17 protein-coding genes are annotated in these 26,813 nt (G+C 72.8%); 7 read left to right on the top strand and 10 right to left on the bottom strand.

Features of this window, described 5'->3' with window-relative positions; all coding sequences use genetic code 11:
- Positions 1-189 precede the first annotated feature (189 nt).
- The 3 genes from ABEB07_RS18000 to ABEB07_RS17990 are packed head-to-tail and all read left to right on the top strand — an operon-like array spanning position 190 to position 3,195.
- Positions 190-1,185, top strand: a complete 996-nt coding sequence (locus tag ABEB07_RS18000; protein WP_425589034.1) for a FecCD family ABC transporter permease — start codon at positions 190-192, stop codon at positions 1,183-1,185.
- Complete coding sequence (locus ABEB07_RS17995) at positions 1,182-2,288, top strand: FecCD family ABC transporter permease (RefSeq protein ID WP_345669261.1); 1,107 nt, start codon at positions 1,182-1,184, stop codon at positions 2,286-2,288. The genes ABEB07_RS18000 and ABEB07_RS17995 overlap by 4 nt, the downstream gene beginning before the upstream one ends.
- Positions 2,289-2,292: 4 nt before the next feature.
- Positions 2,293-3,195, top strand: coding sequence for an ABC transporter ATP-binding protein (locus tag ABEB07_RS17990; protein WP_345669260.1), 903 nt, complete (start codon positions 2,293-2,295; stop codon positions 3,193-3,195).
- Positions 3,196-3,332: 137 nt separating this feature from the next.
- Here ABEB07_RS17990 and ABEB07_RS17985 read toward each other — a convergent pair whose 3' ends face one another.
- Positions 3,333-4,286 carry a methionyl-tRNA formyltransferase gene (locus tag ABEB07_RS17985; protein ID WP_345669348.1) on the bottom strand — a complete coding sequence of 318 codons (954 nt, stop codon included), beginning with the start codon at positions 4,284-4,286 and terminating at the stop codon, positions 3,333-3,335.
- A gap of 99 nt (positions 4,287-4,385) precedes the next feature.
- Between ABEB07_RS17985 and ABEB07_RS17980 the strand changes: the two genes are divergently transcribed.
- A complete protein-coding gene (locus tag ABEB07_RS17980; RefSeq protein ID WP_425589027.1) occupies positions 4,386-5,696 on the top strand; it encodes a lysine N(6)-hydroxylase/L-ornithine N(5)-oxygenase family protein in 1,311 nt (436 codons plus the stop codon).
- 122 nt (positions 5,697-5,818) lie between these two features.
- On the opposite strand, the gene ABEB07_RS17975 is transcribed toward ABEB07_RS17980, so the two are convergent.
- Positions 5,819-6,508, bottom strand: coding sequence for a M24 family metallopeptidase (locus tag ABEB07_RS17975; RefSeq protein WP_164583812.1), 690 nt, complete (start codon positions 6,506-6,508; stop codon positions 5,819-5,821).
- 238 nt (positions 6,509-6,746) lie between these two features.
- On the opposite strand from ABEB07_RS17975, the gene ABEB07_RS17970 reads away from it, so the two are divergent.
- The gene (locus ABEB07_RS17970) at positions 6,747-7,016 is read left to right on the top strand and encodes a hypothetical protein (protein ID WP_164583811.1); all 270 of its coding nucleotides are present in this window, start codon (positions 6,747-6,749) and stop codon (positions 7,014-7,016) included.
- A 220-nt stretch (positions 7,017-7,236) separates the two neighbouring features.
- The gene (locus tag ABEB07_RS17965; protein WP_345669258.1) at positions 7,237-7,560 is read left to right on the top strand and encodes a TetR family transcriptional regulator C-terminal domain-containing protein; all 324 of its coding nucleotides are present in this window, start codon (positions 7,237-7,239) and stop codon (positions 7,558-7,560) included.
- Positions 7,561-7,860: 300 nt separating this feature from the next.
- Here the strand turns inward: ABEB07_RS17965 and ABEB07_RS17960 are convergent, their stop codons facing one another.
- Positions 7,861-9,078 (bottom strand): PucR family transcriptional regulator, encoded by a 1,218-nt coding sequence (locus ABEB07_RS17960; protein WP_345669257.1) that lies wholly within the window; start codon positions 9,076-9,078, stop codon positions 7,861-7,863.
- Between the two features lie 128 nt (positions 9,079-9,206).
- Between ABEB07_RS17960 and ABEB07_RS17955 the strand changes: the two genes are divergently transcribed.
- Complete coding sequence (locus ABEB07_RS17955; RefSeq protein WP_345669255.1) at positions 9,207-10,733, top strand: flavin-containing monooxygenase; 1,527 nt, start codon at positions 9,207-9,209, stop codon at positions 10,731-10,733.
- On the opposite strand, the gene ABEB07_RS17950 is transcribed toward ABEB07_RS17955, so the two are convergent.
- From ABEB07_RS17950 to ABEB07_RS17920, 7 genes are all read right to left on the bottom strand, one after another.
- A complete protein-coding gene (locus tag ABEB07_RS17950; protein WP_176147767.1) occupies positions 10,699-11,895 on the bottom strand; it encodes a cytochrome P450 in 1,197 nt (398 codons plus the stop codon). The genes ABEB07_RS17955 and ABEB07_RS17950 overlap by 35 nt on opposite strands.
- Positions 11,849-13,552 (bottom strand): phytoene desaturase family protein, encoded by a 1,704-nt coding sequence (locus ABEB07_RS17945; protein WP_345669347.1) that lies wholly within the window; start codon positions 13,550-13,552, stop codon positions 11,849-11,851. Before ABEB07_RS17945 ends, ABEB07_RS17950 begins: the two co-directional genes overlap by 47 nt.
- 40 nt (positions 13,553-13,592) lie before the next feature.
- A complete protein-coding gene (locus ABEB07_RS17940) occupies positions 13,593-15,257 on the bottom strand; it encodes a phytoene desaturase family protein (RefSeq protein ID WP_345669254.1) in 1,665 nt (554 codons plus the stop codon).
- A complete protein-coding gene (locus ABEB07_RS17935) occupies positions 15,247-24,864 on the bottom strand; it encodes a non-ribosomal peptide synthetase/type I polyketide synthase (RefSeq protein WP_345669253.1) in 9,618 nt (3,205 codons plus the stop codon). The genes ABEB07_RS17940 and ABEB07_RS17935 overlap by 11 nt, the downstream gene beginning before the upstream one ends.
- Before the next feature lie 118 nt (positions 24,865-24,982).
- Complete coding sequence (locus tag ABEB07_RS17930; protein WP_345669252.1) at positions 24,983-25,816, bottom strand: sterol desaturase family protein; 834 nt, start codon at positions 25,814-25,816, stop codon at positions 24,983-24,985.
- A gap of 194 nt (positions 25,817-26,010) precedes the next feature.
- Positions 26,011-26,442: a response regulator gene (locus ABEB07_RS17925; RefSeq protein WP_176147771.1), complete on the bottom strand. Its 432-nt coding sequence runs from the start codon at positions 26,440-26,442 to the stop codon at positions 26,011-26,013.
- A 3-nt stretch (positions 26,443-26,445) separates the two neighbouring features.
- Entirely contained in the window at positions 26,446-26,811 is a 366-nt protein-coding gene (locus tag ABEB07_RS17920) for a hypothetical protein (protein ID WP_345669251.1), read from the bottom strand.
- Positions 26,812-26,813 lie beyond the last annotated feature (2 nt).

Here is a 26,813-nt window from a genome sequence, read left to right as displayed (position 1 = left end):
GGAGCCGCGACCGCCCACATAGTAAGGTAAGGGTTGCCTAACTCAATAGGGCCGCCGAGGTTTGGGACGGGCCGCATCGCAGCGGCTGAGGTTATGCTCACCTAACCTGTTGTCAGTACTGTTCCGCGGTCCACCGAACGACGTCATGGAGACCGGCAAGTGGCTTCCGGCAGAAGGCTTCGCACCACGGTGCTGGTGGCGCTGATCGTCGCCCTCCTGATCCTGCTGTCCCTCCTCTCCGTGGCGCTGGGCGCGTTGAGCGTCCCGCTCGACCAGGTGGTCCGCTCGGTCCTCGGGCATCCGCCCAGCCGCCTGATCGACAACGTGATCTGGTCGGTGCGCGTCCCGCGCACCCTGCTCGGCCTGACCACAGGCGCCGCGCTCGGCCTGTCCGGCGCGCTGATGCAGGCGCTGACCCGCAACCCGCTCGCCGACCCCGGCATCCTCGGCGTCAGCGCCGGCGCCTCGTTCGCCATCGTGGTGTCGGTCGCGGTGTTCGGCGTCGGATCGCTGTACGGCTACGTGTGGTTCGCCTTCGCCGGCGCGCTCGTCGCGAGCGTCCTGGTCTTCTTCCTGGGGCGGCTCGGCCGGTCCGGGGCCACCCCGGTCAAGCTCGCGCTCGCCGGAGTGGCCGTCACCTCCCTGCTCTCCTCGCTCACCAGCGCCGTGGTCCTCACCGACCAGGACGCGCTGGACCGCTACCGCTTCTGGTCCGCCGGCACCCTGGCCGACAAGGACTCCGGCGACCTGCTGCGCATCCTGCCGTTCCTGGCGGTCGGCGCCGTCCTCGCCCTGTCCTGCGCCCCCGCACTCAACAGCCTGGCCCTCGGCGACGACGTGGCCGCCTCCCTCGGCCGGCGGCTGGGCCTGGTACGCCTCCAGGGCGTGACCGCGATCATGCTGCTGACCGGCGCGTCGGTCGCCGTCATCGGCCCCGTGGTCTTCCTCGGCCTCGTCGTCCCGCATCTGGCCCGGATGCTCGCCCAGTTCGCCGGCATCGGCCCCGACCACCGCTGGCTGCTGCCGCTGTCGGCCGCGCTCGCGCCCGTGCTGCTGCTCTCCGCCGACATCGTGGGCCGGATGGCGGCCCGCCCCACCGAGATCCAGGCCGGCGTCCTCGTCGCCTTCCTCGGCGGCCCGTTCTTCATCGCCCTGGTCCGCCGCCGCAAGCTCGCGGAGGTATGAGCGTGCCCGCGAAGTCCTCTCCCGCCCTGCCCGCACCGTCCGCCCTCCCGGCGCGGTCCGCGCTGCGCGACCGGCCGTTCCGCCTCGCCGCGCCGCCGGTGTCCGGCATGTGGCGGCCGCGTCTGGTGCTGACCGGAGTGCTCGTCGGCGTCGGCGCGTTCGCGCTGTTCTGCTGGGGCCTGGCCCTCGGCGACTACCCGGTGAGCCTGCCCGAGGTGGTCAAGGCCCTGTTCGGCGTGGGCGATCCCGGCACCCTCACCGTCGTACGGGAGCTGCGGCTGCCCCGCGCCCTCACCGGCCTCCTGGTCGGCGTCGCCTTCGGCGTCTCCGGGGCCGTGTTCCAGACGATGACCCGCAATCCGCTGGCCAGCCCCGACATGATCGGGCTGACCGAGGGCGCCGGGACCGCCGTGGTCGCGGCGGTGGTCCTCGGCTGGACCGGCGGACTCGGACTGTCCACGCTGGGACTGCTCGGCGCCCTGGCGACCGCGCTGCTGGTGTACGCGCTGGCGTGGAAGGGCGGGGCCACCGGCTACCGCATCATCCTCGTCGGCATCGGCGTCTCCTGGATCTGCACCAGCGCCACCGACTTCCTGGTGGCGCGCGGCAACCGGTTCGAGGCCGAGGAGGCGCTCGGCTGGCTCGTCGGCAACCTCAACGGCCGCACCTGGAACCAGGTGGACTCCCTGGCCGTCGCGCTGGCCGTGCTGCTCCCGGCCGCGCTGGGCATGGGCCGCTGGATGCGCACGCTCCAGCTCGGCGACGATGTCGCCGCCGGACTCGGCACGCCCGTCCAGCCGGTCCGGCTGGCGCTGCTGCTCACCGGGGTGGGCCTGATCGCCTTCGGCACCGCGGCGGCCGGACCGGTCGCCTTCGTCGCCCTGGCCTGCCCGCAGATCGCCCTGCGGCTGGCCGGCACCTCGGCGCCGCCCCCGCTCGTCTCCGGTCTCACCGGCGCGTTCGTCGTCCTCGGCTCCGACCTCCTCGCACGCGAGGCGATCCCCGGGACGGAACTGCCGGTCGGGATCGTCACCGGCGCCCTCGGCGCGCCGGTCCTGCTGTGGCTGCTCATCCGCGCCAACCGCGCGGGCTCTGGAGGCTGATCCCATGTCGACCACCGACTCGCGCACCCCGCGGCCGGCCACCCCCGGCTCCCTGCCGCAGCCCGCGCCCGGACCCGAACTGCGGGCCCGTGACCTGCACCTCGGCTACGACGGACGCGTGGTGGTGCGGGGCCTGGACCTGACCGTGCCCACCGGCCGGATCACGGCCATCGTCGGCGCCAACGCCTGCGGGAAGTCGACCCTGTTGCGCGCTCTGGCCCGGCTGCTGGCCCCCCGTCAGGGCGCCGTGGAGCTGGACGGCGCCGCCCTGCGCTCGATACCGACCCGGGAACTGGCCCGCACCCTCGGCATCCTGCCGCAGACGCCGGTGGCGCCGGAGGGGCTGACCGTCGCCGACCTGGTGGGCCGGGGCCGCTCCCCGCACCAGACCTGGTGGCGGCAGTGGTCGGCGGCGGACGAGGAGGCCGTCCGATCGGCGCTGACGGCGACCGGGCTGACCGAACTGGCCGACCGGCCGGTGGACGAGCTGTCCGGGGGCCAGCGGCAGCGCGCCTGGATCGCCATGGCCGTCGCCCAGGGCACCCCCGTCCTGCTCCTGGACGAGCCCACGACGTATCTCGACCTCGCCCACCAGATCGACGTGCTGGACCTGATCACCGACCTCAACCGGCGCGAGGGCCGCACGGTGGTGATGGTGCTGCACGACCTCAACCAGGCGTGCCGGTACGCCGATCACGTCATCGCCATGAAGGCGGGCCGCATCGTCGCCGAGGGCGCGCCGGCCGAGGTGGTCACCGAGGCCACCGTCGAGGACGTCTTCGACCTGCGCTGCCGGATCGCCCTCGACCCGGTCAGCGGCACCCCGCTCGTCATCCCGCTCGGCCGCCACCACCACGGCGACGGCGCGCGGACGGCCGGGGACGCGGTGCCGGCCGCGGTCGACTGAGCCCGCCCCGATCCGGCGCACGGCCCCGCCCCGATCCGGCGCACGGCCCCGGTCCGACCCGGCGCGCGGCCCGACCCGATCCGGCGCGCGGCCCCGGCGTGGCGCGCGCCGGGGCCGCGGCGTGTTCCGCCCGGCGCTCAGGGCCGGGACGTCAAGTACCCGCCCATCGTGCGGAAGTAGTCCGTCGCCGCGTACTCCGTGCCGTCGTCCGTGCGCACCCGCCGGACCAGGAGGCCGGGGCAGCGCCCGGTGTGGGCGTCGGCGCCCGCCACGACGACCACGCCGTCGCCCTCGCGGATGAAGACACGGCCCGGGGTGCCGCCGTAGCGTCCCTCGGACACCGCCGCGGAGACGATCTTGAGCCGCTTGCCGCCGTGGAAGGCGTAGGCGTTCGGGTACGGGTCGGACTGGGCCCGCACGAGGCGTTCCAGCCGGTCGGCGGGCCAACTCCAGTCGATGCGGCTGTCCTCGGCCGACCGCTTGTGGAAGAAGCTGGCGCGGGCGCGGTCCTGCGGCATCCACTGGCCGGCGTCCTGGCCGGAGGCGATCAGGTCGAGCGACTCCCGCACGAGGGGCGCGATGAGGTCGACGGTGCGGTGGAAGAGATCGGTGGCGGTGTCGGTGGGGCCGACCGGCACCGAGCGCTGCACGAGGACGTCGCCGGCGTCCAGTTCGGCGTTCATGCGGTGCGCGGTCACCCCGACCCGCTCCTCACCGTTGATCAGCGCCCAGATGATCGGGGAGAACCCGGCGTAGGCGGGCAGCAGCGAGTCGTGGATGTTGAGGGTGCCGTGCGCGGGGAGGTCGAACAGCTCCGGCGGCAGCCAGGTCCGCCAGTTGTTGGCCACGATGATGTCGGGGCGCGACTCCCGTACCGCGTCGAGGAGTTCGGCGTCGTCGGGACGGCTGCGCAGCAGCACCGGGACGTCGTGCTTCTCGGCCAGTTCGGCGACGTTGTCGTCCCATATCTTCTCGTAGGCGTGCTCGCTCTTCGGATGGGTGACGACGAGCACCACCTCGTGGTCGGAGTCCAGCAACGCCTGCAGCGTGCGGTGGCCCCACGTCTGGTAGCCGAGCATGACGACCCGCATGACGGTCCATCCCTTCACAGACTCCATTGCTAGGTAAGCCTTACCTTATCTAGCATGAGGCTGCCTGAGGGAGGCGATGCCAAGGTGAAATCACCGATCATGGATTCCGACGTCGTCCACGACATCGTCGGAGTCGGTTTTGGTCCGTCACATCTCGCTCTGTCCATAGCGGTTGAGGAGTACAACGCGCATTCTGCGGCGGACGGCCGCCTCGACGCCCTGTTCCTGGAACGCCAGCCGCGCTTCGGCTGGCACCGGGGCATGCTGATCGACGATGCCACGATGCAGGTCTCCTTCCTCAAGGACCTCGTCACATTGCGCGATCCGACCAGCGACTACAGCTTCCTGTGCTTCCTGCGCGAACGGGGCCGGCTGATCGACTTCCTGAACCAGAAGACGCTCTTCCCGCTGCGGGCGGAGTTCCACGAGTACTTCGCGTGGGCGGCCGCGCGCGTCGCGCACCTGGTCTCCTACGACAGCGAGGTCGTCGCGGTGGACCCGGTGCGCGACGCGGCGGGGCAGGTGGCCTTCTTCGACGTCACCTGCCGCGACGCCGGGCGCCCCGGCGCGACCGTGACCCACCGGGCCCGCAACGTCAGCGTGGCGATGGGTCTTGAGCCGCATGTGCCGCCGGGTCTCGAACTGTCCGAACGGGTCTGGCACAACAGCGAGTTGATTCCCCGGGCCGAGCGGCTGGCCGCTTCGGGGGCGGCGGTGCGGCGGGCCGTCGTGCTCGGCGCCGGACAGAGCGCCGCCGAGACGGTGGACTACCTGCACCGCACGTTCCCGGACGCCGAGGTGTGCTCGGTCTTCGCCAAGTACGGCTACACACCCGCCGACGACAGCCCGTTCGCGAACCGGATCTTCGACCCCGACGCGGTCGACGTCTACTTCTCCGCGCCCTCCGGGGTCAAGCAGTCCCTGCTCGACTACCACCGCTCCACCAACTACTCGGTCGTCGACATGGAGTTGATCGAGTCGCTGTACGCCACCGCGTACCGGGAGAAGGTGGCCGGGCGGGAGCGGTTGCGCTTCCTCAACGTCTCACGCCTGCGCGGTGTCGCGCCCGGACCGGCGGGCGGCGTCGACGTCACGGTGGAGTTCCTGCCCACCGGCGAGCGGCAGTCGCTGTCCGCCGACGTCCTGGTGCTGGCCACCGGCTACCGGCCCCGGGACCCGGCCGCGCTCCTGGGCGACGCGGCCAAGCTGTGTCTGCGCGACGACGGGGACGAGCTGCGCGTGGGCCGCGACCACCGGGTCCAGACGCCGCCGGAGGTCAGTGCGGGCATCTACCTCCAGGGCGGGACCGAACACACCCACGGGCTCACCAGCACCCTGCTGTCGACCGTGGCGATCCGGGCGCAGGAAATCCACAGCTCCGTCCTGGCCGGCCGGACCGCGGTGGCCTGACCCGCCCCCGCGTCCTCGCGCCCCCGTACCGCCTGTGGCCCGGACGACGGTCCGTCCGGGCCACAGGCTCGCCGTGCCGGGCGTGGCCCGCACGGTCCGCGACGTCTCACACGTGTGCGGCGTCAGAGGGTGAGCAGTTCCTCGTAGAAGCCGCCGAACCGCCGCGCCGGGTCGACGAGATGGATCTCCAGGATCCAGTGGCAGGCGCGGCCCGCCTTGTCGGTGCGCCGCAGCGGGGTGTCGTTGGCGGGGGCGATGTACGACTCGGTGTCCGCGCCGTCGATCTTCTCGTGCGGGAACTCGCCGACCAGGTGCCCGGCGTGCCAGCCGCCCAGTTCCCAGCCGGCCTCGGCGGCGAGGCGGGCGACCTCGGCGTGCAGCGCGGCGCCGGTGATCTCCGGGTGGCTCTCGAAGTGCCGCTTGCCGGCCGCGAACACCTCGGGCAGGTCGGCGCGGAGCCGGTGCTTGACGGGGTCGTCGCCGAGGACGAAGGTACGGCCGAAGTCGGCCTCGTACTCCTCGAAGATCGGGCCGAAGTCGGCGAACACGATGTCGTCCGCGCCGATCACGCGGTCCGGCGGGTTCTCCCGGTACGGCGCCAGGGTGTTCGGCCCGGAGCGCACGATCCGCTTGTGCCAGTGCCGGGTGGTGCCGAACAGCTCGTTGGCCAGGTCCCGGACCCGGTCGCTGACCGCCCGTTCCCCTTCTCCGGGTGCGACGAGGCCGCGCTCCTCGATCTCCCGGAACAGTCGCGCGGCCTTGCCCTGGGCGTCCAGCAGCCGTGCGGCGCGCGTGGGTTCGTCATCTGCCATGAGTCCAGAACCTAGTCGGACCCGATCACCTGCGGCAACGCGATTCACGACCCGGGGCGGCGGTCCGGTCCCCGTGCCGCCTCCTTCCGGCATCATATGACAAACCGATGAAATTGCTTCTTTAGGAAATACCCACACACCGGTGTTTTTACTGTCAAAAGCCACGAAGAGTCTCTACTGTCCTGCTTGTCAGCGACCAGCCCATAACGGGCTGTGGTGACACGAACAAGGAGAGGCAATGCGCAAGTTCCAGAAGGCCGCTGTCGTCGTGGCCATGCTCGGCAGCGTCGGCTTCATCGGTGCCGGTGCGGCCCAGGCCCACGGTGGCGACGGCGGGCTGAAGGTCGACAGCAAGCAGAACCAGACCTGCACGGGTCAGGTCGACTCCCAGCAGGGCCTGGTCAACGTCCAGGACCTCGGCGTCGGCCTCAACGCCATCCTCGGCGTCGGCAACCCGGTCGGCAAGGCGACCTCGGTGTCCTGCGCCTCCACCGTCAGCTTCGGCTGACGATCACCCCGCAGGTGATCTAGGCCGGTTTTGGGGCCCGAACCACTGGTTCGGGCCCCGAGCCGTTTCCGGCGCCGAGGCACTCGCCGCCGGTGAATCGGAGTCGGCCGCGGCGCGCCGCCCGGCGGCCGGTGACCGCAGCGGCGTCCACCCGGTCCTCCAGCTCCACGACTGTGTCACCGGGCGTCCCCGGCAGGAGCGCCAGTGGTATGCGGTGTCCATGGAGTTCACCCTGCACGCCGCCCGGCATCCCGACGTCGCCCAGGCTCTCGCCGTCCACGAGAACCGGCTGACCGAGGGCCTGGCGGACGTCGTCACCACCGCGCTCGCCGGAGCCGGTCGCCGGCCCGGCCTCGATCCTGAGGACCTGGCCCGTCTGCTCGTCGCCGCGTTCGAGGGACTCACGGCCCGCCGGCTCGTGCACGGCGACGGCGAACCCGGCCGTCCGCGACGCGCACCAGGAGCACCTGTCCGGGGAAGGCGCGCAGGGCGAGGAGTTCGCTCCACATGCTCCTCATCCCTCCGCTCGGGGCCTCTCCCATGACAAGCCGGGCCGGTCACCGCGGCAACCCGGCCGCCGGAGCCCGCAGGTGTGAGTGCTGTGCTTTCGCCGGCTGCCGCCCGGGGGACGGTCCGCTGCCCGCCGCCGGTGCGCCGCGGCGGGTACGCGGCTCCCCCGGCACGTGGTCTGTACCGGGGGAGCCTGAGCCGGGCCGGCCCCCTAGGGGAAGGCCACCGATCCGACCTGATCCAAGAGTCCCCCGCGCCGCCGCCATGATTCCCACCGTTTGCGGATCACCCGTTCGCCCGCTTTCCGGCGCGGTTCCGCGGGGCCGCCGCGGGGTCAGGGGCGGCCCCGCCAGCGCAGGATCTCCAGGGCGGCCCCCACCTCGACGGGGTGTTCGGCGAGCGGGCGCGGCAGCAGCCGATCGGCGCGGGCGAGCCGGCGCAGCAGCGTGTTGCGGTGGGTGAACAGCCGGGCCGCCGCCCGGGTGGCGTTGCACTGCTCGGCGATGAAGACGCGCAGCGTCTCGGCGACCTCGGGCGGCGCGCCCTCCAGGTCGCCGAGGGTGCGGGTGACGAACCGGTCGGCGCGTTCGGGGTCGGAGGTGAGCAGGGCGACGAGCTCGATCTCGTGGTGGGAGGCCAGTCGCGAGGGCGAGGTGAGCCGGGCGAGCATCTGCTGGGTGGTCAGGGCGTCGAAGTGGCTGCGGCGGAAGCCGTCGAGATCCGGCGCGGTGGAGCCGACCGCGATCCGCACGTCCGGCAACTGGTCCAGCGCGGCGCGCAGTGGTGCGGTGTCGGGTGTGCCGTGGACCCACACCCACCGGGTGGCGGCGCCGGCCAGGACGCTCAGCGGGCGGGTGTGTCCCGCGGCCTCGGCGAGGGCGTCCACGGCGCGGTCGAGCCGGCGCAGATCGGGGTCGGCGGCGTCGGTCCAGACGATCGCGGCGGTGTGGGCGGCCCGCAGCCGGTAGCCCAGCCGGCTCTCGGCGCGCTCGCGGGTGATCGGCGCTCCCTCCAGCAGCAGGGTGACGGTCTCGCGGCGTTCCGCGTGCGTGCCGCGGGTCAGCTCGTCGCGTTCGGCGCGCATCCGGGCGGTGATCGTGCTGATGGTGTCGTCGACGAAGGCGGAGATGGAGCGCAGGGACACGTCGAGCAGCTCGCGCAGTTCCCCGGGGTCGGCGGTGAGCGAGCAGGCGATCTGGGTCCACAGCCGCAGGGCGACGCTCTCGCCGGCCCGGTAGGCGTCGAGGGCGGACTCGTCCAGGCCGCGCCGGACGATGTCCCGGGCGGTGGCCAGCGGGGTCTCGGTCTCGTTGGCCGGGACCGGCTCGCCGGGGTCGCGGACGTTGGCGGCGGCCCAGAAGAGCAGGTTGGAGCGGTTGACGCGGCGTGTTCCCGCGGCGAGCACCGGATCGGAGGCGATCTGCCGCCTGGTCTCGCCGGTCAGGGTGGCCGCGTCGAGTTCGTCGAGCCACTCGTCGGGCGGGTGCAGGGCGATCTCCGCGCCCTGCCGGATCAGTTCCCGTACCCGGGGGGACGGCGTCTTCCATGCCACGCGCCCATCGTAGTGGTGCGGATCGTCACCCCGGGCGGATGGTTGTGGTGCGCTTCGCACATTGCGCTCGGGTGTCCCGGCGCACAGCATGGACGGACGCGCCCGTCCCACACCGTCTGGAGCCGCCCATGTCCGCCGCCTCCGGCCCGCCCGCCCCCGAGCACCTTGACGTCCTGGTCATCGGAGCCGGGATCTCGGGCATCGGCGCGGGGCGCTACCTGAGGACCGAGCTGCCCGCCAAGAGCTTCGCCATCCTGGAGGCCCGGCAGGCGTCCGGCGGGACCTGGGACCTGTTCCGCTACCCGGGCATCCGCTCGGACTCGGACCTGCACACCTTCGGCTACGAGTTCAAGCCGTGGCGCGACGAGCAGTCCATCGCCGACGCGCCCCGCATCCTGTCGTACCTGCGCGAGACGGTGCGGGAGAACGGCCTGGACGCGCACATCCGCTACCACCACAAGGTGCTCGGCGCGTCCTGGTCGAGCGCCGAGGCGCGGTGGACCGTGGACGTGGAGCGCACCGACACCGGCGAGCGGGTCCGGCTGACCACCGGCTGGATCTTCTGCGCCGGCGGCTACTACCGCTACGACGAGGGCTTCACCCCGTCCATCCCGGGCCGCGACCGGTTCACCGGCCCGGTCGTGCACCCGCAGCACTGGCCCGAGGACCTGGACTACGCCGGCAAGCGCGTGGTGGTGATCGGCAGCGGCGCCACCGCCGTCACGCTGGTGCCCGCGATGGCCGGCGCCGCCGCGCACGTGACGATGCTCCAGCGCACGCCGTCGTACGTGCTGCCGGTGCCGCGCGAGGACGTGATCGCCAACGCGCTGAAGAAGTACCTCGGCCAGCGGCGGGGCTACGCCCTGACCCGGCGCAAGAACATCGCCCAGCAGCGCGTGGTGTGGCGGCTGTGCCAGAAGTACCCGAAGGCGGCACGGCGGCTGATCCGGTGGGTCAACGCCCGGCAGTTGCCCGCCGGCTACGCCGTCGACACGCACTTCAACCCGCCCTACGACCCGTGGGACCAGCGGCTGTGCGCGGTGCCCGACGGCGATCTGTTCCGCGCCATCCGCAGCGGCAGTGCCTCGGTCGTCACCGACCGGATCGCCTCCTTCACCGAGACGGGCGTCCTGCTGGAGTCGGGGCGGGAGCTGCCGGCGGACGTCGTCGTCACCGCGACGGGGCTGAACGTGCAGGCCTTCGGCGGCGCCCGCCTCACCGTCGACGGCCGCGAGGTGCGCCTGCCGGACACCGTCGCCTACAAGGGCATGATGCTCTCCGGGGTGCCGAACTTCGCGTACGCGATCGGGTACACCAACTCCTCCTGGACGCTGAAGATCGGCCTGCTGTGCGAGCACCTCTGCCGGCTGCTGGCGCACATGGACGCCCACGGGTACGACGTCTGCCGGCCCGAGCCGGCCGACCCGCGGATGCCGACCCGTCCGTTCCTCGACTTCGGCGCCGGCTACATCCAGCGCGCCGTCGACTCCCTGCCCCGCCAAGGCGACCGGATGCCGTGGCTGACCTCGACGGACTACCGGGACGACGTCCGGCTGCTGCGCGCGGACGACGTCACCGATCCCGAGCTGCGTTTCTCCCGGGCGAGCCGCACGGGCGGTCTCACCACTCGACCGGCAGTGCGTGCAGACCTCTGAGCATGGCCTCCGTCTTCCAGCGCAGTTCCGCGTCGCCGACGGCCAGTTTCAGACCGGGCATCCGGACCAGCAGCGTCTCCAGCGCAACCTGGAGTTCCAGCCGGGCCAGCCGGGCGCCGACGCAGAAGTGGGCGCCGTGCCCGAAGCTCAGGTGCGGGGCCTGCGGGACGCGGTCCAGGATCAGGTCGTCGGCGTCCTCGAAGACCGCCGGGTCGCGGTTGGCCGCCGACATGTCGACGAGGACGGGTTCGCCCGCGCGGACGAGGACGCCGCCCACCTCGACCTCCTCGGTGGCGTAGCGGGGGAAGACGAGGCCGTTGGGCATGGGGACGTAGCGCAGCAGTTCCTCGACGGCGGCGGGGATGTCGGCGCGGCGGTCGCGCAGCCGGGACAGCCATTCGGGGCGGCGCAGCAGCAGGTAGCAGAAGTTGGAGATCTGGTGGTAGGTGGTGACGAATCCGGCGGAGAGCAGTTCGGCGGCGAGCTCGAACAGTTCGTCGTAGCTGAGGCGGTCCTCCTCGTCGTGGGCCCGCACCAGGCAGGTGAACAGGTCGTCGCCCGGCTCCCGGCGGCGCAGCTCCACCAGTTCGGCCAGGTAGGCGCCGAACTCCTGTGACTGGGCGGTGAAGTCCTCCACCGTCACGGCGTGGGCGAGCATGACGTCGAGCCATCGCCGGATGCGGTGGTGGTCGTCCTCCGGCACGCCGAGCAGGTCGCAGATCAGGGTGATGGCGAGCGGGAAGGCGAAGCCCCGCACCAGGTCGCCCGGCGGGCCGGTCTCCTCCAGCCGGTCGAGCAGCGCCTCGGCGGTCTCGCACACCCGCTCGCGCAGCCGGTCGACGCGGCGCGCGCCGAAGTGCCGGGCCACCACCCCGCGCAGCCGGGCGTGCTCGGCGCCGTCGGTGGAGAGCAGTCCGACCCCGCTGATGGACTGCGGCCGCATCCTGGGCTGGTCCCGCTCGGCGCCCGCCCGCAGGCTGAATCTGGCGTCCGAGAGCACCGAGCGGGCGTCGGCGTATCCGGTGACCAGCCAGGCGTCCTCGCCGTAGGGCAGCCGGACCCTGGGCATCGGCGCGTCCCGCAGTTCGGCGTAGCGCGGTGCGGGCGCCAGGCACTCATCGGACGTGAAGGGATACCGGAGGGGTTCCGGTCGTTCGCTCATCGGGGCTCGCATCCTTCCCATGGGGGCCTACCGGGATGACGACGTGGGTGGGGGGCGGTCCGGTGTCGTCGGTGTGGGCGGTGAACGCGCGGCCGTCGTCGCGGCAGACGAACTGCATGACGTGCCGGCCGGCGGCCGCGGCGCGGATGAGGCCGCCGGTGGTGGCCCAGACGCCGGAGAAGTAGAAGTTCGACAGGCCCGGGAGGGTCGGTCCGTGCTTCTTGACCAGCTTCTCCAGCGTCTCGCCGCTCTCCACGAAGGGCTGCCAGCCGAGGACGGTGCCGTCGTGGTTGGCGGTGTAGCGGGTCTGGGTGAGCGGGGTCGACACGTCCCGTACGGCGACGGAGTCCTTCAGTCCGGGAAAGCGCTGGTCCAGGAAGTCCAGCAGGGCGTCGCGCACCTGGTGCTTGGCCTCGTAGTACGCCCGGCCGCGGCGCACCGGCAGGGTGTGCAGCTCCTTGCCGCCGCGGCTGCGGGTGCGCTGCTCCGGGGCGTCGTTCAGGGCGCGCCAGGGGCCGACGTCGCTGAAGTAGGTGGCGTAGACGACGGTCGTGCGCTCGGGGGACAGCTCCGGGTAGTGCAGGCTGCGGAACTGGACGTTGACGCTGGGGTGGCGGATGCCGGTCAGCCGGTCCGCCTCCGCGTCGGTCAGCAGGTGGGTGGTGCAGGGGTCGCCGTCCGGGAAGGGGCGGCGCAGGCCGAGGAAGAGGGCGACGTAGCCGGGGAAGATCATGCCGGGCCGGTCGATGACCTCGGTGTACAGCCGCCGGTACTCCTCGTTCAGGTAGCGGCCGCCCAGGAACTTCATGGCGGTGGTGTGGCCGTCGCACGCCGAGACCACGATGTCGGCGCGGAACTCCCGCCCGTCGCTCAGGCGTACGCCCACGGCCCGGTCGTCCTCGACGAGGATCTCCGTCACCTTGGCGTTGTAGGCGATCTCGCCGCCGAGCCGCAGATAGCGCCGCTCGATGGAGGTGGCCAGTCCGAGGGAGCCGCCCTCGGGGACGCCGGCCGAGAGGTTGGCGTGCGCGGCGAGCTGGAAGTAGAACGGCAGCACCGGGAAGGCGGCGTGCTTCTCGTAGAGGATGAAGTTGAACGCCTCGCGCAGCAGCGGGTCCTTGAAGGCGGCCGAGTAGTCGGTCATGAGGACGCCGATGGACTTGCGGATGACGTTGAAGTGGGGGACGAACGAGGCGAGCATGCGCCAGCGTTCGGTGCGGCTCATCAGCCCGACCGGTTTGAGGAAGGGGTAGGCGGCCAGGCAGGTGCGGAACTTGCGCAGTCCGTCGCAGAAGTCGCGGATCAGCTTGGCGTCGGCCGGTGAGAGGTCCGTCAGATGGGCCTGGAGCCGGTCGGGGTCGGAGTAGAAGTAGACCGCCCGGCCGTCGCGTCCGCGCACGATGTTGAAGACGTCGAAGTGCCGCATCTGCTTGCCCTGGAGGGCGCCCAGCTCCAGCCAGACGCGGTGCATCTCGTTGCCCGGTCCGTTGCCGAGCAGCCAGCTGACGCAGCAGTCGAAGGTGAAGTCGCCCCGCTCCCATGCCGTGCAGCAGCCGCCGGGGATCTCGTGCATCTCGAAGATCCGGGTCCGGTAGCCGTTCATCCGGGCGTAGCAGCCGGTGGACAGGCCGCCCAGACCGGCACCGATGATGATCATCGTCTCGCGGCGGGGCTTTCCTGGCATCGTCACGCTCTCCTCACCTCATGCTCTGGTCGAGCTGGGGCAGCCGGCCCAGCTTCCCCGGGTGCCACGCGTCGCGGCCGGTGCTCTCCCAGGCCCGGAACGGCAGGCCCAGCTCCTGGCAGAGGTACTGGACGGCGAAGCGTCCGCCGGAGGCCACCCGGATCAGGCCGCCGCCGGTGAACCACTGGCCCACCAGGGAGAGGCCCGCGAGGCCGGGCAGCCGCATCCGGTCCTTGTCGATCAGTGCCTGCAACGGGTCGTCGGCGTCGGTGAAGGACTTCCAGGCGAGGATGCTGCCGTGCAGGTTGCCGGTGTAGCGCTCGGTGGTCACCGGTGTGGCGACGTCGATGACGTCGACGCGCCCGGCGAGTCCGGGATGGCGCCGGTCCAGGAACTCCCGGACGAAGTCGGCGGTCTGCCGCTTCAGCGCCCAGTAGGCGCGGCGGTCGCCGGCGCGCAGTGCCTTCCAGGAGGCGTAGTCGCTGAAGTAGGTGCAGTGGATCACGGAGCGGCCGGGCGGTGCGAGACCGTCGGAGAAGCGGGAGCGCAACTGCACCACCAGGCTCTTCTGGAGGACGCCGGGCAGTCGGGCGCTGTCGGCGTCGGAGAGCAGGTGGGTGGTGCTGTGCGGGGTGTCGGCCGGTACGTCCCCGCGCAGTCCGACGAAGACCGACACCACACCGGGGTAGACCAGGTGCGAGGTGCGCAGCATCGACTGGAACAGCTGGTCGGCCCGGGGGCTGGAGTGGCGGCCGCCCAGCAGGCGGTCGAGGGTGGTGGCGCCGTCGCAGGCCGCCACGACGTGGTCGGCGTAGTGCCGTTCGCCGCCGCGCAGTTCGACGCCCACCGCGCGGTCGCCCTCGACGAGGATGCGCTCCACGCGCGCCCGGTAGTCGATCCGGCCGCCCAGGGAGGTGTAGCGCTCCTCGACCGAGCGGGCCAGTCCCAGCGAACCGCCTTGCGGGAAGCCGGCGTTCAGCCGGTGGGCGCCCGCCATGTTGAACAGGTAGGGCAGCAGCGGGAAGCCCTCGTGGTCCTGGAAGAAGATGAACGGCAGCGCGCGGCGCAGCAGGGGGTCCTGGAAGCGCTCGGCGAAGGCCGCCATGGGTGTTCCGGCGGTGCGCCGCAGCAGGTTCAGCAGCGGCACGACCGTGCGCACGGTGCGGGCCTTCTCCCGCAGGGAGAGCAGCGGGGTGGGCTTGAGGAACGGGAAGAGGTCGACGTCGGCGAACCGCCGCAGGTCGCGGCAGAAGGACCGGATCAGCCGCGCGTCCGCCGGGGCGAGGTCCAGCAGGTGGCGCTCCAGGCGGTCGGGGTCGTTGTAGAAGGACACCGAGCGGCCGTCCTCGGCGACGACGGTGTTGAAGACGTCGAAGTTGCGGATGGTCTTGCCGTCGAGGGCGCCCAGTTCCCGCCACACCCGGTGCGCGTCGTTGCCGGGCGCGGTGCCGATCAGCCACTCGATGCAGTAGTCGAAGACGTAACCGTCGCGGGACCAGGCCGTGCAGCAGCCGCCGGGCAGGACGTGTTTCTCGAAGACGCGGCTCTCCATGCCGCTCATCTGGGCGTAGCAGCCGGTGGACAGTCCGCCGATGCCGGCGCCGACGACGATGACGCGCGGCCTGGCTCCGGGGGCCCGGTCCCGGGCGGTCCACTGCTGGCGTGGGCTAGCTCGCACGCGCCGTCGCCTCCTTCGCCGCGCCGCCGTGCGCCAGCAGGCCGCGGATCAGCCGGGCGTTGTGCTCCACGTGTCCCGGGTCGAGCATGTCGGCGTGGCCGCCGGCGCCGCGCAGGACCTGGGTCGGCCGGGGTGAGGCGCCGTGCCAGGAGCCGCGCTCGCCGGCGGCGTAGAAGGCGGTCTTGTGCGCGTCGGAGACGACGGTGACGCGGGCGCGGACCGTGCCGAGGTTGGGGGTGCGACCACAGAAGGCGATGTAGTCCCTGGCCTGTTCGAGGGTCTCCCGGGCGAGGGCGTCGGAGCCGGTGTGCTTGCGCAGGTGCTCCCGCAGTTCCCGTTCGAATGCCTCGATGTGTTCGGGGCCGGGGGCGAAGGAGGCGTCGATACGGTACGAGTCGACGATGACGACGTCGCTCACCTCCCGGCCGCGCCGCTCCAGTTCCTTGGCGACCTCGAAGGCGAGGTTGCCGCCGAGGGAGTAGCCGAGCAGGGCGCAGGGGCCTTCCGGCCGGAGCGTGGTGATCAGGTCGGCGTAGCGGGTGATCTTGTCGTCGTCCGCCACGTAGTTGAAGGCCGTCAGCTCGTGTTCCGGGAGGTGTTCGGCGAGCCGCCGGTAGACCAGGCCGTGGCCGCCGGCCGGCGGGAAGCAGAACACCGTCTCTCCGGCGCCGCGGTTGAGGGTGAGGTAGGGCTGCGCGCCCGGCAGGCGGCCGGTGACGATGTCCTCGACCGTCCGGGCCATGCCGTGCAGCGTGGTGACCTTGAAGAGCCGGCCGACCGGGATGCTGATGCCGAACTCGCCCTGGAGCCGGTGGATCAGCTCGATCAGTTTGATGGAGCTGCCGCCGGACTCGAAGAAGTCGTGCCGCAGACCGATGCCGTCCACACCGAGCAGGGCCGACCAGTGCGCGGCCGTACGGGTCTCGTACAGCGTCACCGGCGGATCGTGGGCCTCCTCGCCGGTGGTGGGCCGTGGCTCGGGCAGTGCGGCGGTGTCTACCTTGCCGTTCGGGGTGAGCGGCAGTTCGGGCAGTTCGGTGAAGGAGGCGGGGATCAGGTAGGTGGGCAGGTGCTCGCCGAGGTGGCGGCGCAGCTCGCGCCAGTCGAGGCGGGCGCCGGGCGCGGCGACGCCGTACGCGCACAGGGTGTTCTCGCCGTGTGCGTCCGGACGGACGCGGACGACCGCCTGGGCCAGGGCGGGCCAGCGGGCGAGCTGGGACTCGATCTCCCCGGTCTCCACCCGGTGGCCGCCCACCTTGACCTGCGAGTCGGCGCGGCCGATGAGGTGGAGGCAGCCGTGGGCGTCCCAGCGGGCCAGGTCGCCGGTCCGGTAGAGGTGTACCGGGGCCGCGTCGGCGTCGCCGCTGCCCGGGGTCCGCCGGACGAAGCGGCGCGCGGTCTCCTCGGGGTCGCCGAGGTAGCCCGCGGCGACCCCGCTGCCGCCGATCCACAGCTCGCCCGTGACACCGGGCGGCACCGGCTCGCCCTGGTCGTCCAGGACGTACGTCTCGGTGCCGGGGAAGGGCCGGCCGATGGGGACCATCCGGCTCGGGTCCAGGCCGTCGGTGGGGCCCTCGAAGCAGGTGCTGTCGATGGTGGCCTCGGTCAGGCCATAGGAGTTGACCACGCGGGTGGCGGGGCCGGCGAGGGCGCGCAGCCGGTCGTACTCCTCGACCTTCCAGGTGTCCGAGCCGACGATCAGCAGACGCGTGAAGTCGAGGCGCAGGCCGTCGCGTTCGCAGTGCGCCATGAGGCCGCGGACGACCGAGGGCACGAACTCGGCGCAGTCGACGCCCTCGGCGCGCATCGTCTCGTACAGCTTCGCCGTGTTGAACAGCAGCTCGCGGCCGATCAGGACCAGGGTGCCGCCCGAGCACAGGGCGCGGACCAGGTCGCCGGTGAAGACGTCGAAGGACGGGCTCGCCATCTGGAGGTGGACGCGGGCGTCGGTGTCGAGGCGGTACTCCGTGCGCCAGGCCGCGTAGGCGGCGGCCAGATTACGGTGGCCGACCTGGACCGCCTTGGGGCGGCCGGTGGAGCCGGAGGTGCAGATGACGTAGGCGGGGGCGTCCATGCGGACCGGTGGATCGGCGGGTTCCGAGGGCTCGGAGAACTCGGGGGGTTCCGTGAGTTCGGCGTCTTCGGCGCCTCGCGCGGTCTCGGGTGCTCGCGCGGTCTCGGGTGCTCGCGCGGCTTCGGCCTCCTGCGCGGTCAGGTCGGCCAGGGTGAGCGCGCCGGGGTGGGCGGTGAAGCGGCGCGGGTCGTCGGTCACGAGGTGCGCGGCGCCGGCCTGGGCGGTCATGTGCTCCAGCCGGTCGTCCGGGTCGTCGGGGGCGAGCGGCAGATAGGCGCCGCCCGCTCTGAGGACGGCGAGCAGGGTGACGATCAGCTCGGCCGACTTGTCCAGGCACACGGCGACGACCGTGCCCTCGCGGACGCCGAGTGCGCGCAGCCGCCGGGCGCGGGCGCGGCTGCGGCGGTCCAGTTCGCCGTAGGTCAGGCAGTCGGCCGTCCCGTCCGGCGCGGGCACCCGGACGGCGATCGCCCCGGGGTGCGCGGCGGCCGCCCGGAGGATCAGTTCGTGCACCGGCGTCCGCGGCTCGGCCGGCCGGCGTACGGCGCCGCTCCATTCACCGAGGATCCGGCGGCGCTCGCCGGGGCCCAGCAGTTCCAGCTTGTGGGCCGGTTGCGTGGCGGGGGCGCGGGTGAGGGCGTCGAGCAGGGTGACGTAGTGCGCGGACAGCCGCCGCATCGTCTCGGGCAGGAACAGGTCGGTGTTGTACTTGAACACGCAGTGGAACCGCCGGTCGGCCTCGTCCTCGTACACCGACAGCGTCAGGTCGAACTGCCCCTCTTCCTCGGGGAGTTCGATGTACTCCAGGCGGTAGCCGTACTTTTGGGCGGCCACCTTGTGGGTGAGCAGGATGAACATGGCCTGGAAGACCGCGGAGCGGCTCGGGTCGTGCTGGAGGCCGAGTTCCTCCACGAGCAGCACGAACGGGTACTCCTGGTGGTCCAGGCCGCCGAGCACCACCTCGCGGACGCGGGCGAGCAACTGCTCCACCGAGGGGCCGTCGCCCAGGTCGAGATGGAGCGGCAGCGGGTTGACGAAGTAGCCGTAGACGGAGGCGAACTCCTCCTTGGTCCGGCCCGTCACCGGGCTGCCGACGACGATGTCGTCCTGCCCGGAGTAGCGGTGCAGCAGCACGTAGTAGGCGCTGAGCAGCACCATGAAGACGGTGACCTGGTGCGTGCGGGCCACCTCGTGGACGCGGGCGCTGAGGCCGGCGTCGAGGGCGAAGAACTCGGAGGCGCCGTTGTGGGTCTGGACGGCGGGGCGGGGCTTGTCGGTGGGCAGGCCGAGCACCGGGACCTCGGCCGGCAGCGCCGCCTTCCAGTAGTCGAGCATCCGGCGGGCCTGGGGGCCGGCCAGGAACTGGTTCTGCCAGTTGAGGAAGTCGAGGTAGCGCGCGGCGACGGGCGGCAGCTCGGGGGTGCGGCCCCGGCGCAGCGCCTCGTAGACGGCGAGGAGTTCCTCGATGAAGGTGAACGTCGAGATCGCGTCCGAGACGATGTGGTGGACGGCCTTCATCAGCACCCAGCGGTCGGGCCCGCGCCGGAACAGCCGCAGCCGCACGAGGGGGTCGTGGGCGAGGTCGTACGGTCTGCGGTACTCGCGCACGATCAGGGTGCGGACGTCGTCCCAGGGCGTGCCCTCGACGTCGAAGAGGGCGACGTCCAGGCGCCGCGCGGCGTCGGCGGCGGGGGTGACCTTCTGCACCGGGCGGCCGTCCTCGTGGGTGAAGTTGGTGCGCAGCGCGGGGTGGCGCTCGACCAGGGCGCGGAACGCGTCGAACACCAGCTCGGGGTCGAGGGGGGTGCGCACCTCAACCGCTCCCCCGATGTTGTAGGCGAAGCCGTCCGGGTTGAGCTGCTTGAGGAACCACAGGGCCTTCTGGTTCTGGGTCAGCGGGTGCCGCGCCTCGTCGTGGAACAGCTCCACCGCGGCCGCGCCCGCCGTCTCGTCGGCGTCGGCCGCGACCAGTTCGGCCAGTCCGTCGTGGAGCTGCCCGGTCAGTTCGGCGACCGGAGCGCTGCTGAGCAGGGTGACGACGGGGAGGGTGAGGCCCAGGTGCGTCTGGACGCGGGAGCGCAGTTCCATCGCGAGCAGGGAGTCCAGACCGAGCACGCCCAGGGCGGCGTCGAGGTCGACCTGCTCCGCCCCGACCCGCAGGACGCCGGCGACGATCTCGGTGAAGCGCGCCGTCACCAGGGCGCGGCGGGCGACGGCGTCGGCGGCGCGGAAGTCTTCGAGGAAACTGCCCTGTTCGCCCGGTGGGACGGCCGGGCCGCCGGCGGCGGCCAGCTCGGTCACCAGGGGCGGCGCCGAGGGGTACCAGGCGAGGAAGGCGGGCCAGTCGACGACGGTGGCGACGAGCAGTTGGGCGCGGTCCTGTCCGATGACGCGTTCCAGTACGGCCGTGCCCGCCTCGGGCGACAGGGAGCTCATGCCGCGGTGGGTGCGGTAGTGCTCGATGAGGCCGAGTTCCTCGATCATGCCGGTCGCCCAGGGGCCCCAGTCCAGGCTGAGGCCGGGCAGCCCGCGGGCGCGGCGGTGGTGCGCCAGTGCGTCGAGGAAGGCGTTGCCGGCGGCGTAGTTGGTCTGGCCGGCGGTGGTGAGCAGAGAGGCGATCGAGGAGAACAGGACGAAGTGGTCCAAGGGCTGGTCGGCGAGGTGGCGGTGGAGGAGGTAGGCGCCGAGGACCTTGGGGTCGTGGACGGCATCGAAGGTCGGCCGGTCCATCTCGGGCACCAGGGTGTCGCGGACCTGGCCGGCGAGGTGGAAGACGCCGCGGATCGGCGGGGAGCCGAGGCGCCGGTGCTCGGCGAGCCAGGCGACCAGGCTCGCCTCGTCGCCGATGTCGAGGGTGGCGACGACGGGCTGGGCGCCCCGTGCCTCCAGCTCGCGCACGAAGCGGGCGGCGCGGCCGGCGGCGGAGTCGGGGTCGGTGGCGGACCGGCTCCCGGGGTCGGGCAGCGGGGTGCGGCCGACGAGGATCAGCCGCCGTGCGCCCCAGGCGACGAGGGCGCGGCTCAGCAGCCGGCCGAGTGCGCCGAAGGCGCCGGTGACCAGGTAGGCGCCGTCCGGGCGCAGTCTGAGCGGCAGCGGCCGGGTGAGGCCGGCGGCCGGGGTGAGGCGGCTGGTGTGGCGGCGGCCGGCGCGCAGGGCGATCTCGTCGTCGGCCTCGGGTGTCCCGTCGGCGGTCGTGATCTCGTGCAGCAGGGCTTCGGCCTCGGCCCTGCGGGCGGCGGCGCCGGCCGGGGAGGCCGGATCGAGGTCGATGAGCCGTCCGCGGTGGGCGGTGAGTTCCTGCTGCCACAGCACGCGGCCGATGCCCCAGGCGGGTGCGGCCAGCGGTTCGACCGGGTCGGTGGCGGTGACGGCCTGGCTGCCGCGGGTGACGATGTGCAGTCTGGCGTCCGGCAGCGCGCCGGGCAGCGTCCGGGCGAGGGCGACGAGGGCGTATCCGCCGGTGCCGGCCGCCTCACGCAGTGCGTCCGCGGTGGTCGTCGTGTCCAGGGTGGGCAGGTCGAGGTTCCACAGGTGCACGACGTGGTCGTAGGGGCGGGCGCCGGAGCTGCGCAGGTGCGCGAAGAGGCGTTCGAGGTCGGCGGCCGAGTCCGGCCGGACGGTGGATTCCCGCAGGTCGTGGGAGGTGCGGTGGGCGGCGCCCGGGCGGACCAGGTGGCAGCGGCCGCCGCGGGCGGTGATCAGGGCGGCGAGCGCGTCGGCGACGCCCCGCGCGTCGGCGAACAGCAGGCAGTCGGGCGCCGTCGTCCCGTCGGCCGTGGCCGGGCCGGCCGAGTCGGCCGGGCTCTGCGCGTCGACCCAGGTGAGGTCGGCGAGCCAGGAGTCCACGGTGCCCAGGCCGACGGCGGCGGTGGTCTTCTCCACGTCGACGGCGCGGAATCCGCTGATGCGGCCGAGCGGGGCGCCGTCGTCGCCGTGGACGGTGATGTCGCCGACGAGTTCGCCCTCGGCCCGGCGGGTGACGACGGCGTGCGCCCACAGCGGGCGGTCGCCGACGGCGGCCATGCGCACCTCGTCGATCGACAGCGGCAGCCGGATGCCCGGGGCGCCGGCCGGGTCGTGCCCGGCCGGGTCGTGCCCGGCCGGGGGAATTCGCCCGGTCGGTGGGATCTGCTCGGCCGGTGGGATCTGCTCGGTCAGCAGTGTCTGGAAGCAGGCGTCGAGCAGGACCGGGTGCAGGTGGTGGCGGGCGGCGTCGGCGCCGATCGCGGCCGGAGGACGGAGCCGGGCCAGCGCCTCCCCGGGGCCGGTCCACACCTCCTCGATGGCCTGGAAGGCCGGGCCGTAGTGGTAGCCGAGCGCCGCGAGCGCGGCGTAGCAGCCGGCGCCGTCGAGGCGGCGCAGGCCGCGCGCGCGGACCTGGTGGGCGTCCAGCCGCTCACCGCCCGCGGTGGGCTGGCCGGAACGCACGACGCCGCGGGCGTGCACGGTGCGTTCCCCGGCGTCTCCGGTGGGCGCCGTGGCGACGGTGAAGGCGGCGCTGTCCGGGGAGAAGGAGAACTGCACGGTGGCGGTGGAGCCCGCCGAGGCGTCCTGGGTGTCGGGTCCGGCGGTCAGGAAGAGCGCCTTGCGCAGCTCGATGTCGGCGAACACGGCCGTGCCGCCGGTCAGGGCGCGCACCGCCTGCGCCGCCATCTCCAGATAGCCGGCCGCCGGGAAGACCACGCTGCCCTGGATGCGGTGGTCCTCCAGGTAGGGCAGCTGCTCGGTGTCGAGCCGGGCCTCCCAGGCCGGCTCGGCCGTGGCCAGCCGGCGGCCCAGCAGCGGATGGTCGCGCCGGCCGAGGCGGACCTGCTCGACCGCCTTCGGCTCGGCCCAGTGGCGGTCCCGCCGCCAGGGGTAGCGGGGCAGTGGGACCGGCCGGCCCTCGGGGTGCAGCACCTCCCAGGCGATGTCGACGCCCGCGTTGTGCAGGGCGGCCAGCGACAGGGCGATCCGTTCGCGTTCGTCCTCACCGCGGCGGATCGAGGGCAGGCTCAGCCCGTCGGCGTCCTCGGCGGCCAGGCATTCGGCGATCGCGTGGCCGAGGACGGGGTGCGGGCCGATCTCCAGGAAGAGGCCGTGGCCGTCGTCGGCGAGGTGGTCGACGGCCGTGCGGAAGTGGACGGTGTCGCGGACGTTGCTCCACCAGTAGGCGGCGTCCAGCTCAGGGCCCTTGGCGGGACCGCGGCCGGCCGCCTCCTGCCCGCCCGTCAGGTACAGCGGCACCTGTGCGGCGCGGGGCCGGAGCCGGGAGAGCGAGGAGAGCAGCTCGTCCTTGATCAGGTCCATGCGGTGGCTGTGGTACGGCACCCGCACGGCGAGGAACTTCGCGAAGACGCCTTCGGCGGCGAACAGCGCGGCGAGCTCGGCGAGCGCCTCCTCGTCCCCGGCCAGGGTGATCGCGGTCGGGCTGTTGACGGCGGCGACCGACACGCGGTCGGCGTAGGGCCGCACCCGTCGCTCGGCCTCCTCCGCCGGAAGGCCGGCGGCCAGCATCGTGCCGGCGCCCACGAGTCTCTGTTGGAGGCGGCTGCGGTGGACGACGACCATGGCGGCCTGCTGGAGGGTGTAGACGCCCGCCTCGTGGAAGGCGGCGACCTCGCCGGTGCTGTGGCCGACGATCGCGTCGGGGTGCACGCCCCGGCTGCGCCACAGGGCCGCGAGGCCCACCTGGACGGCGAAGTTGGCGGGCTGCGCCAGCCAGGTCTCGCTCATCCTGGAGTCCGCCTCGTCGGCGGACAGCTCCTTCAGCAGCGACCAGCCGGCCAGTTCACGGATCTCGCGGTCGCAGCGCTCGACGGCCGCCCGGTACACCGGTTCCGTCTCGAACAGCTGCCGGCCCATCCCCCACCACTGCGGCCCCATGCCGGTGAAGACCCAGACCAGGCCGCGTCCGCGGCCCTCGCGGCGCCGGCCGAGCAGGACCCGGGGGTGAGCCTGGCCGCGTAAGTAGGTGTCGAGGGCCTCTTCCAGCGACGTGCGCGAGTCGTAGACGACCGACAGCCGTGCTTCGAGGTGCTGCCGGCGGCGGGCCAGGGTGTGGCCGAGGTCGGTGAGGGAGCCCGCCGGGCCGTGCGCGGTCCCGGCGAGTTCCGCGCGGATGCCGGCGGCCACCTGGGGCAGGAGGTCCGGGTCGCGGGCGGTCAGCGGGAGGACGGAGTAGCCGAGGGCGGCGGGGACGGTGTCCGGCTCGGGCCGTTCCCCCGCCCCCGCGCGGACGGGCGCGGCTTCGAGCAGCACGTGCGCGTTGGTGCCGCCGAAGCCGAAGGAGTTGACCCCGGCGCGGGCGGGCCCGTCGTGCTCGGGCCAGTCGACCGCGCGGGTGGGGATCTCGAAGGGCAGGGAGTCGGGGTCGATGGCCGGGTTGAGGTGTTCGAGGTTGATGTGCGGCGGGATCCTGCGGTGTTCGAGGCTGAGGGCGGTCTTGATCAGTCCGGCGATGCCGGCGGCCGCCTCGGTGTGGCCGATGTTGGTCTTGACCGAGCCGACGTAGCAGCGGGCGCCGGGCCCCCTTCCGAGCGACAGCGCCTGCCCCAGGGCGGCGGCCTCGATCGGGTCGCCGACCGGCGTGGACGTGCCGTGCGCCTCGACGTACTGGAGGCTGCCGGGTGCGATGCCGGCCTGGGCGCAGACCCGCTGGATCAGGGCGACCTGCGCGTCGGGGTTGGGCACGGTGATGCCGTGGGTGCGGCCGTCCTGGTTGACGCCGCTGCCGATGATCACCGCGTGGACCGGGTCGCCGTCGCGCAGGGCGTCGTCCAGGCGCTTGAGCGCGACCACGCCGACGCCTTCGGAGCGTACGTAGCCGTCGGCCGACGCGTCGAAGGCGCGGGAGCGGCCCTGGGGCGAGAGGAATCCGCCCTTGGTCTCGGCGATGGTGTACTGCGGCGCCATGTGCAGCAGGGCGCCGCCGGCGAGGGCGAGGGCGCTCTCGCGGCGGCTGAGGCTCTGGCAGGCCAGGTGGACGGCGACCAGCGAGGAGCTGCACGCGGTGTCGAGCGAGACGCTGGGACCGCGGAAGTCGAAGCAGTGCGAGACGCGGTTCGACACCATCGTCATCATCGTGCCGGTCGCCGTGTGGGCGGCCAGCGACTCGAAGCCCAGATCGGCGAACTGGAGGATCTTGTAGTCGAGCGTGAACGCTCCGACGAAGACGCCGACGTCACGGCCCGCCAGCTCGGCCGGTCTCTGCCCGCCGTCCTCCAGGGCCTCCCAGGCCACCTCCAGCAGTTTGCGCTGCTGCGGGTCCATGTGCGCGGCCTCGCGGGGACTGATGCCGAAGAAGGCCGGGTCGAACTCGTCGAAGCCGTCGATGTAGCCGCCGCGTCCGCCGACGAGCCGGCCCGGTTTGGACTTGTCCCGGCTCGCGAGGGTCGTGATGTCGTACCGGTCGGCGGGGGTCGGGGTGATGCAGTCCCTGCCCTCGATCAGGTTGTGCCAGAACGCCCGGTGGTCACTGGCGCCGCCGGGCAGGCGGCAGCCGATGCCGATGATCGCGATCTTCTCGGTGGGGGCGTTGTGGGAGTCCGACATGGCCGAGTCCTTGGGTGGTCGTGACGTGGCGGCGCACGTGAAAGGGCAGGGCGACGGCCCGACGGCGGCGAGGGCCGGCGGTCAGGCGGGGCGGGAGAGCGGCGGAAGGTGGCGGGCGTCAGGCGGCGGGGCGCCGCCACGCCTGGAGGTGGCTGGCGAGGACGGCCTCGGTCCCCGGGAAGGACGCCGGGTCCGAAAGGCCCACCGCGGCCGGCCGGCGGCCGGGACACCAGGTCCAGCTGCCGAATATGCGGTCCCAGACGGCCAGGTCCGAGCCGTAGTGACCGGCTTCGGCGAGGTCCGTGCTGTGGTGCAGCCGATGCTGTTCGGGGCTGGCGAAGAGGTGGTTGAGCCAGCCGATGCGGACGTCGATGTTGGCGTGGGTGAAGTAGCCCTGGGTGATCACGAAGAGGCCGATCGCGAACACGGACTCCTGCGAGAAGCCGAGCAGGCTCAGCGACAGCTGCACTCCGCCCTGGGCCAGCAGGACGTCCAGGACGTGGTTGACGCCGTTGTTGGCGACGTTGACCTTGCGCGGCAGGTGGTGCACGCCGTGCAGCCGCCACAGCCAGGGGTTGGTGTGGCTCCAGCGGTGCACCAGATAGCTCGCCAGGGACCCCACCAGCAGGGCCAGCGGTGTCTCCACCGCCAGGGGCAAGCTGGGCCTGGCCGGCGACACGACGCCGACGAGGGACTCCACCAGCAGTTGCGCGGTGACGCTGCCGACGGCGGTCACCAGGAAGTAGACGCCGTACCGGCCCCATTCGCGGCGGTCCGGGTGCCAGCCGCGGTCGTAGGGGATCACCCGCTCCAGGATCACCAGATAGGCGATGACCGCGAACTGGAAGGCGGAGGTGGTCAGTCCCGGATCGAGCCGGTACCGCAGACCCGCGACGGCCGTGGCGACCGTGGCCACGAGCAGCACGGGATAGGCCGCGCGACGCGTCCACATGCGCGACCACCCCCTTTCCCGCTTCCCCCTGTTCCTGCTCCCTGCATGCCCAGCGTGGCGTTGGGTAATCGCGTGGCGACTAAGAGTGATGGTACGACTTGCCCGGGCGCAGCGGCCGCCCGCGCGCGGCGACCGCCCGGGAACAGCGAAGAGCCGGGGCCTCTCGGCCCCGGCTCCCTACGGCTGCGGTGCGGTCAGGCCTTGGGGGGCTTGACGGCGATGTCGAGGTAGAAGGCGTCGATGCTGCGGACGGCCGCCTCGAACTCCTCCAGGTTCACCGGCTTGGTGACGTACGCGTTGGCGTGGTGGTGGTAGGCGCCGGTGACGTCGTCCGGCGCCGCGGAGGTGGTCAGGACGACGACCGGGATGGTGCGCAGCTCGGCGTCCTCCTTGACCACGGCGAGGAACTCCCGGCCGTTCATGCGCGGCATGTTGAGGTCGAGGACGATGAGGTCGGGACGCTCGTTGGCCGGGTCGCGCAGGTAGTCGAGGGCCGCGATGCCGTCGGACACCTGGGTGAGGTTGCGGGTGCCGCGCTCGGCCAGGGCGTCCTGGATGAGCATGGCGTCCGCTGCGTCGTCTTCGACCAGCAGGACGTCGTAGGGGCGGGTTGCGGCGACAGCCATGATTCACGAGCTCCGGGGTGTGGGATGGGGGTAGGGGCGGTGGGTGCCGTTGGTGATCAGTCCGGGCCAGCGGCGCCGGGCTCCTTGTCGGCTCATGCTCACGGCCTGGCCGATCTCGGGGTAACCGGCGCCGTGCGCGGCCGCGGTGGAGGCCGCCTGGTCCTCCAGGCGCCGCACCGCCTGCTTGACGCCGGCCAGTACGCGCAGGCGTACGAGCGCGTGGCGGCGGGCGTCGGTCTCGTCACAGGTCTCCGCCGTCGGGTGGGCGGCGTCCTGGGTCAGAAGCCGGTTGAGTTCGTCCATCACCTGCGTCACCAGCGCGGCCGTCTCTGCGCCGGCGGCGCGCGGAAGGGAAGGCGGACCAGGCATGC

Source organism: Streptomyces similanensis (assembly GCF_039543625.1).
Lineage (GTDB): Bacteria > Actinomycetota > Actinomycetes > Streptomycetales > Streptomycetaceae > Streptomyces > Streptomyces similanensis.
Note: the sequence above shows the minus strand (reverse complement) of the source record. Positions and strands in the feature narration are given on the sequence as shown.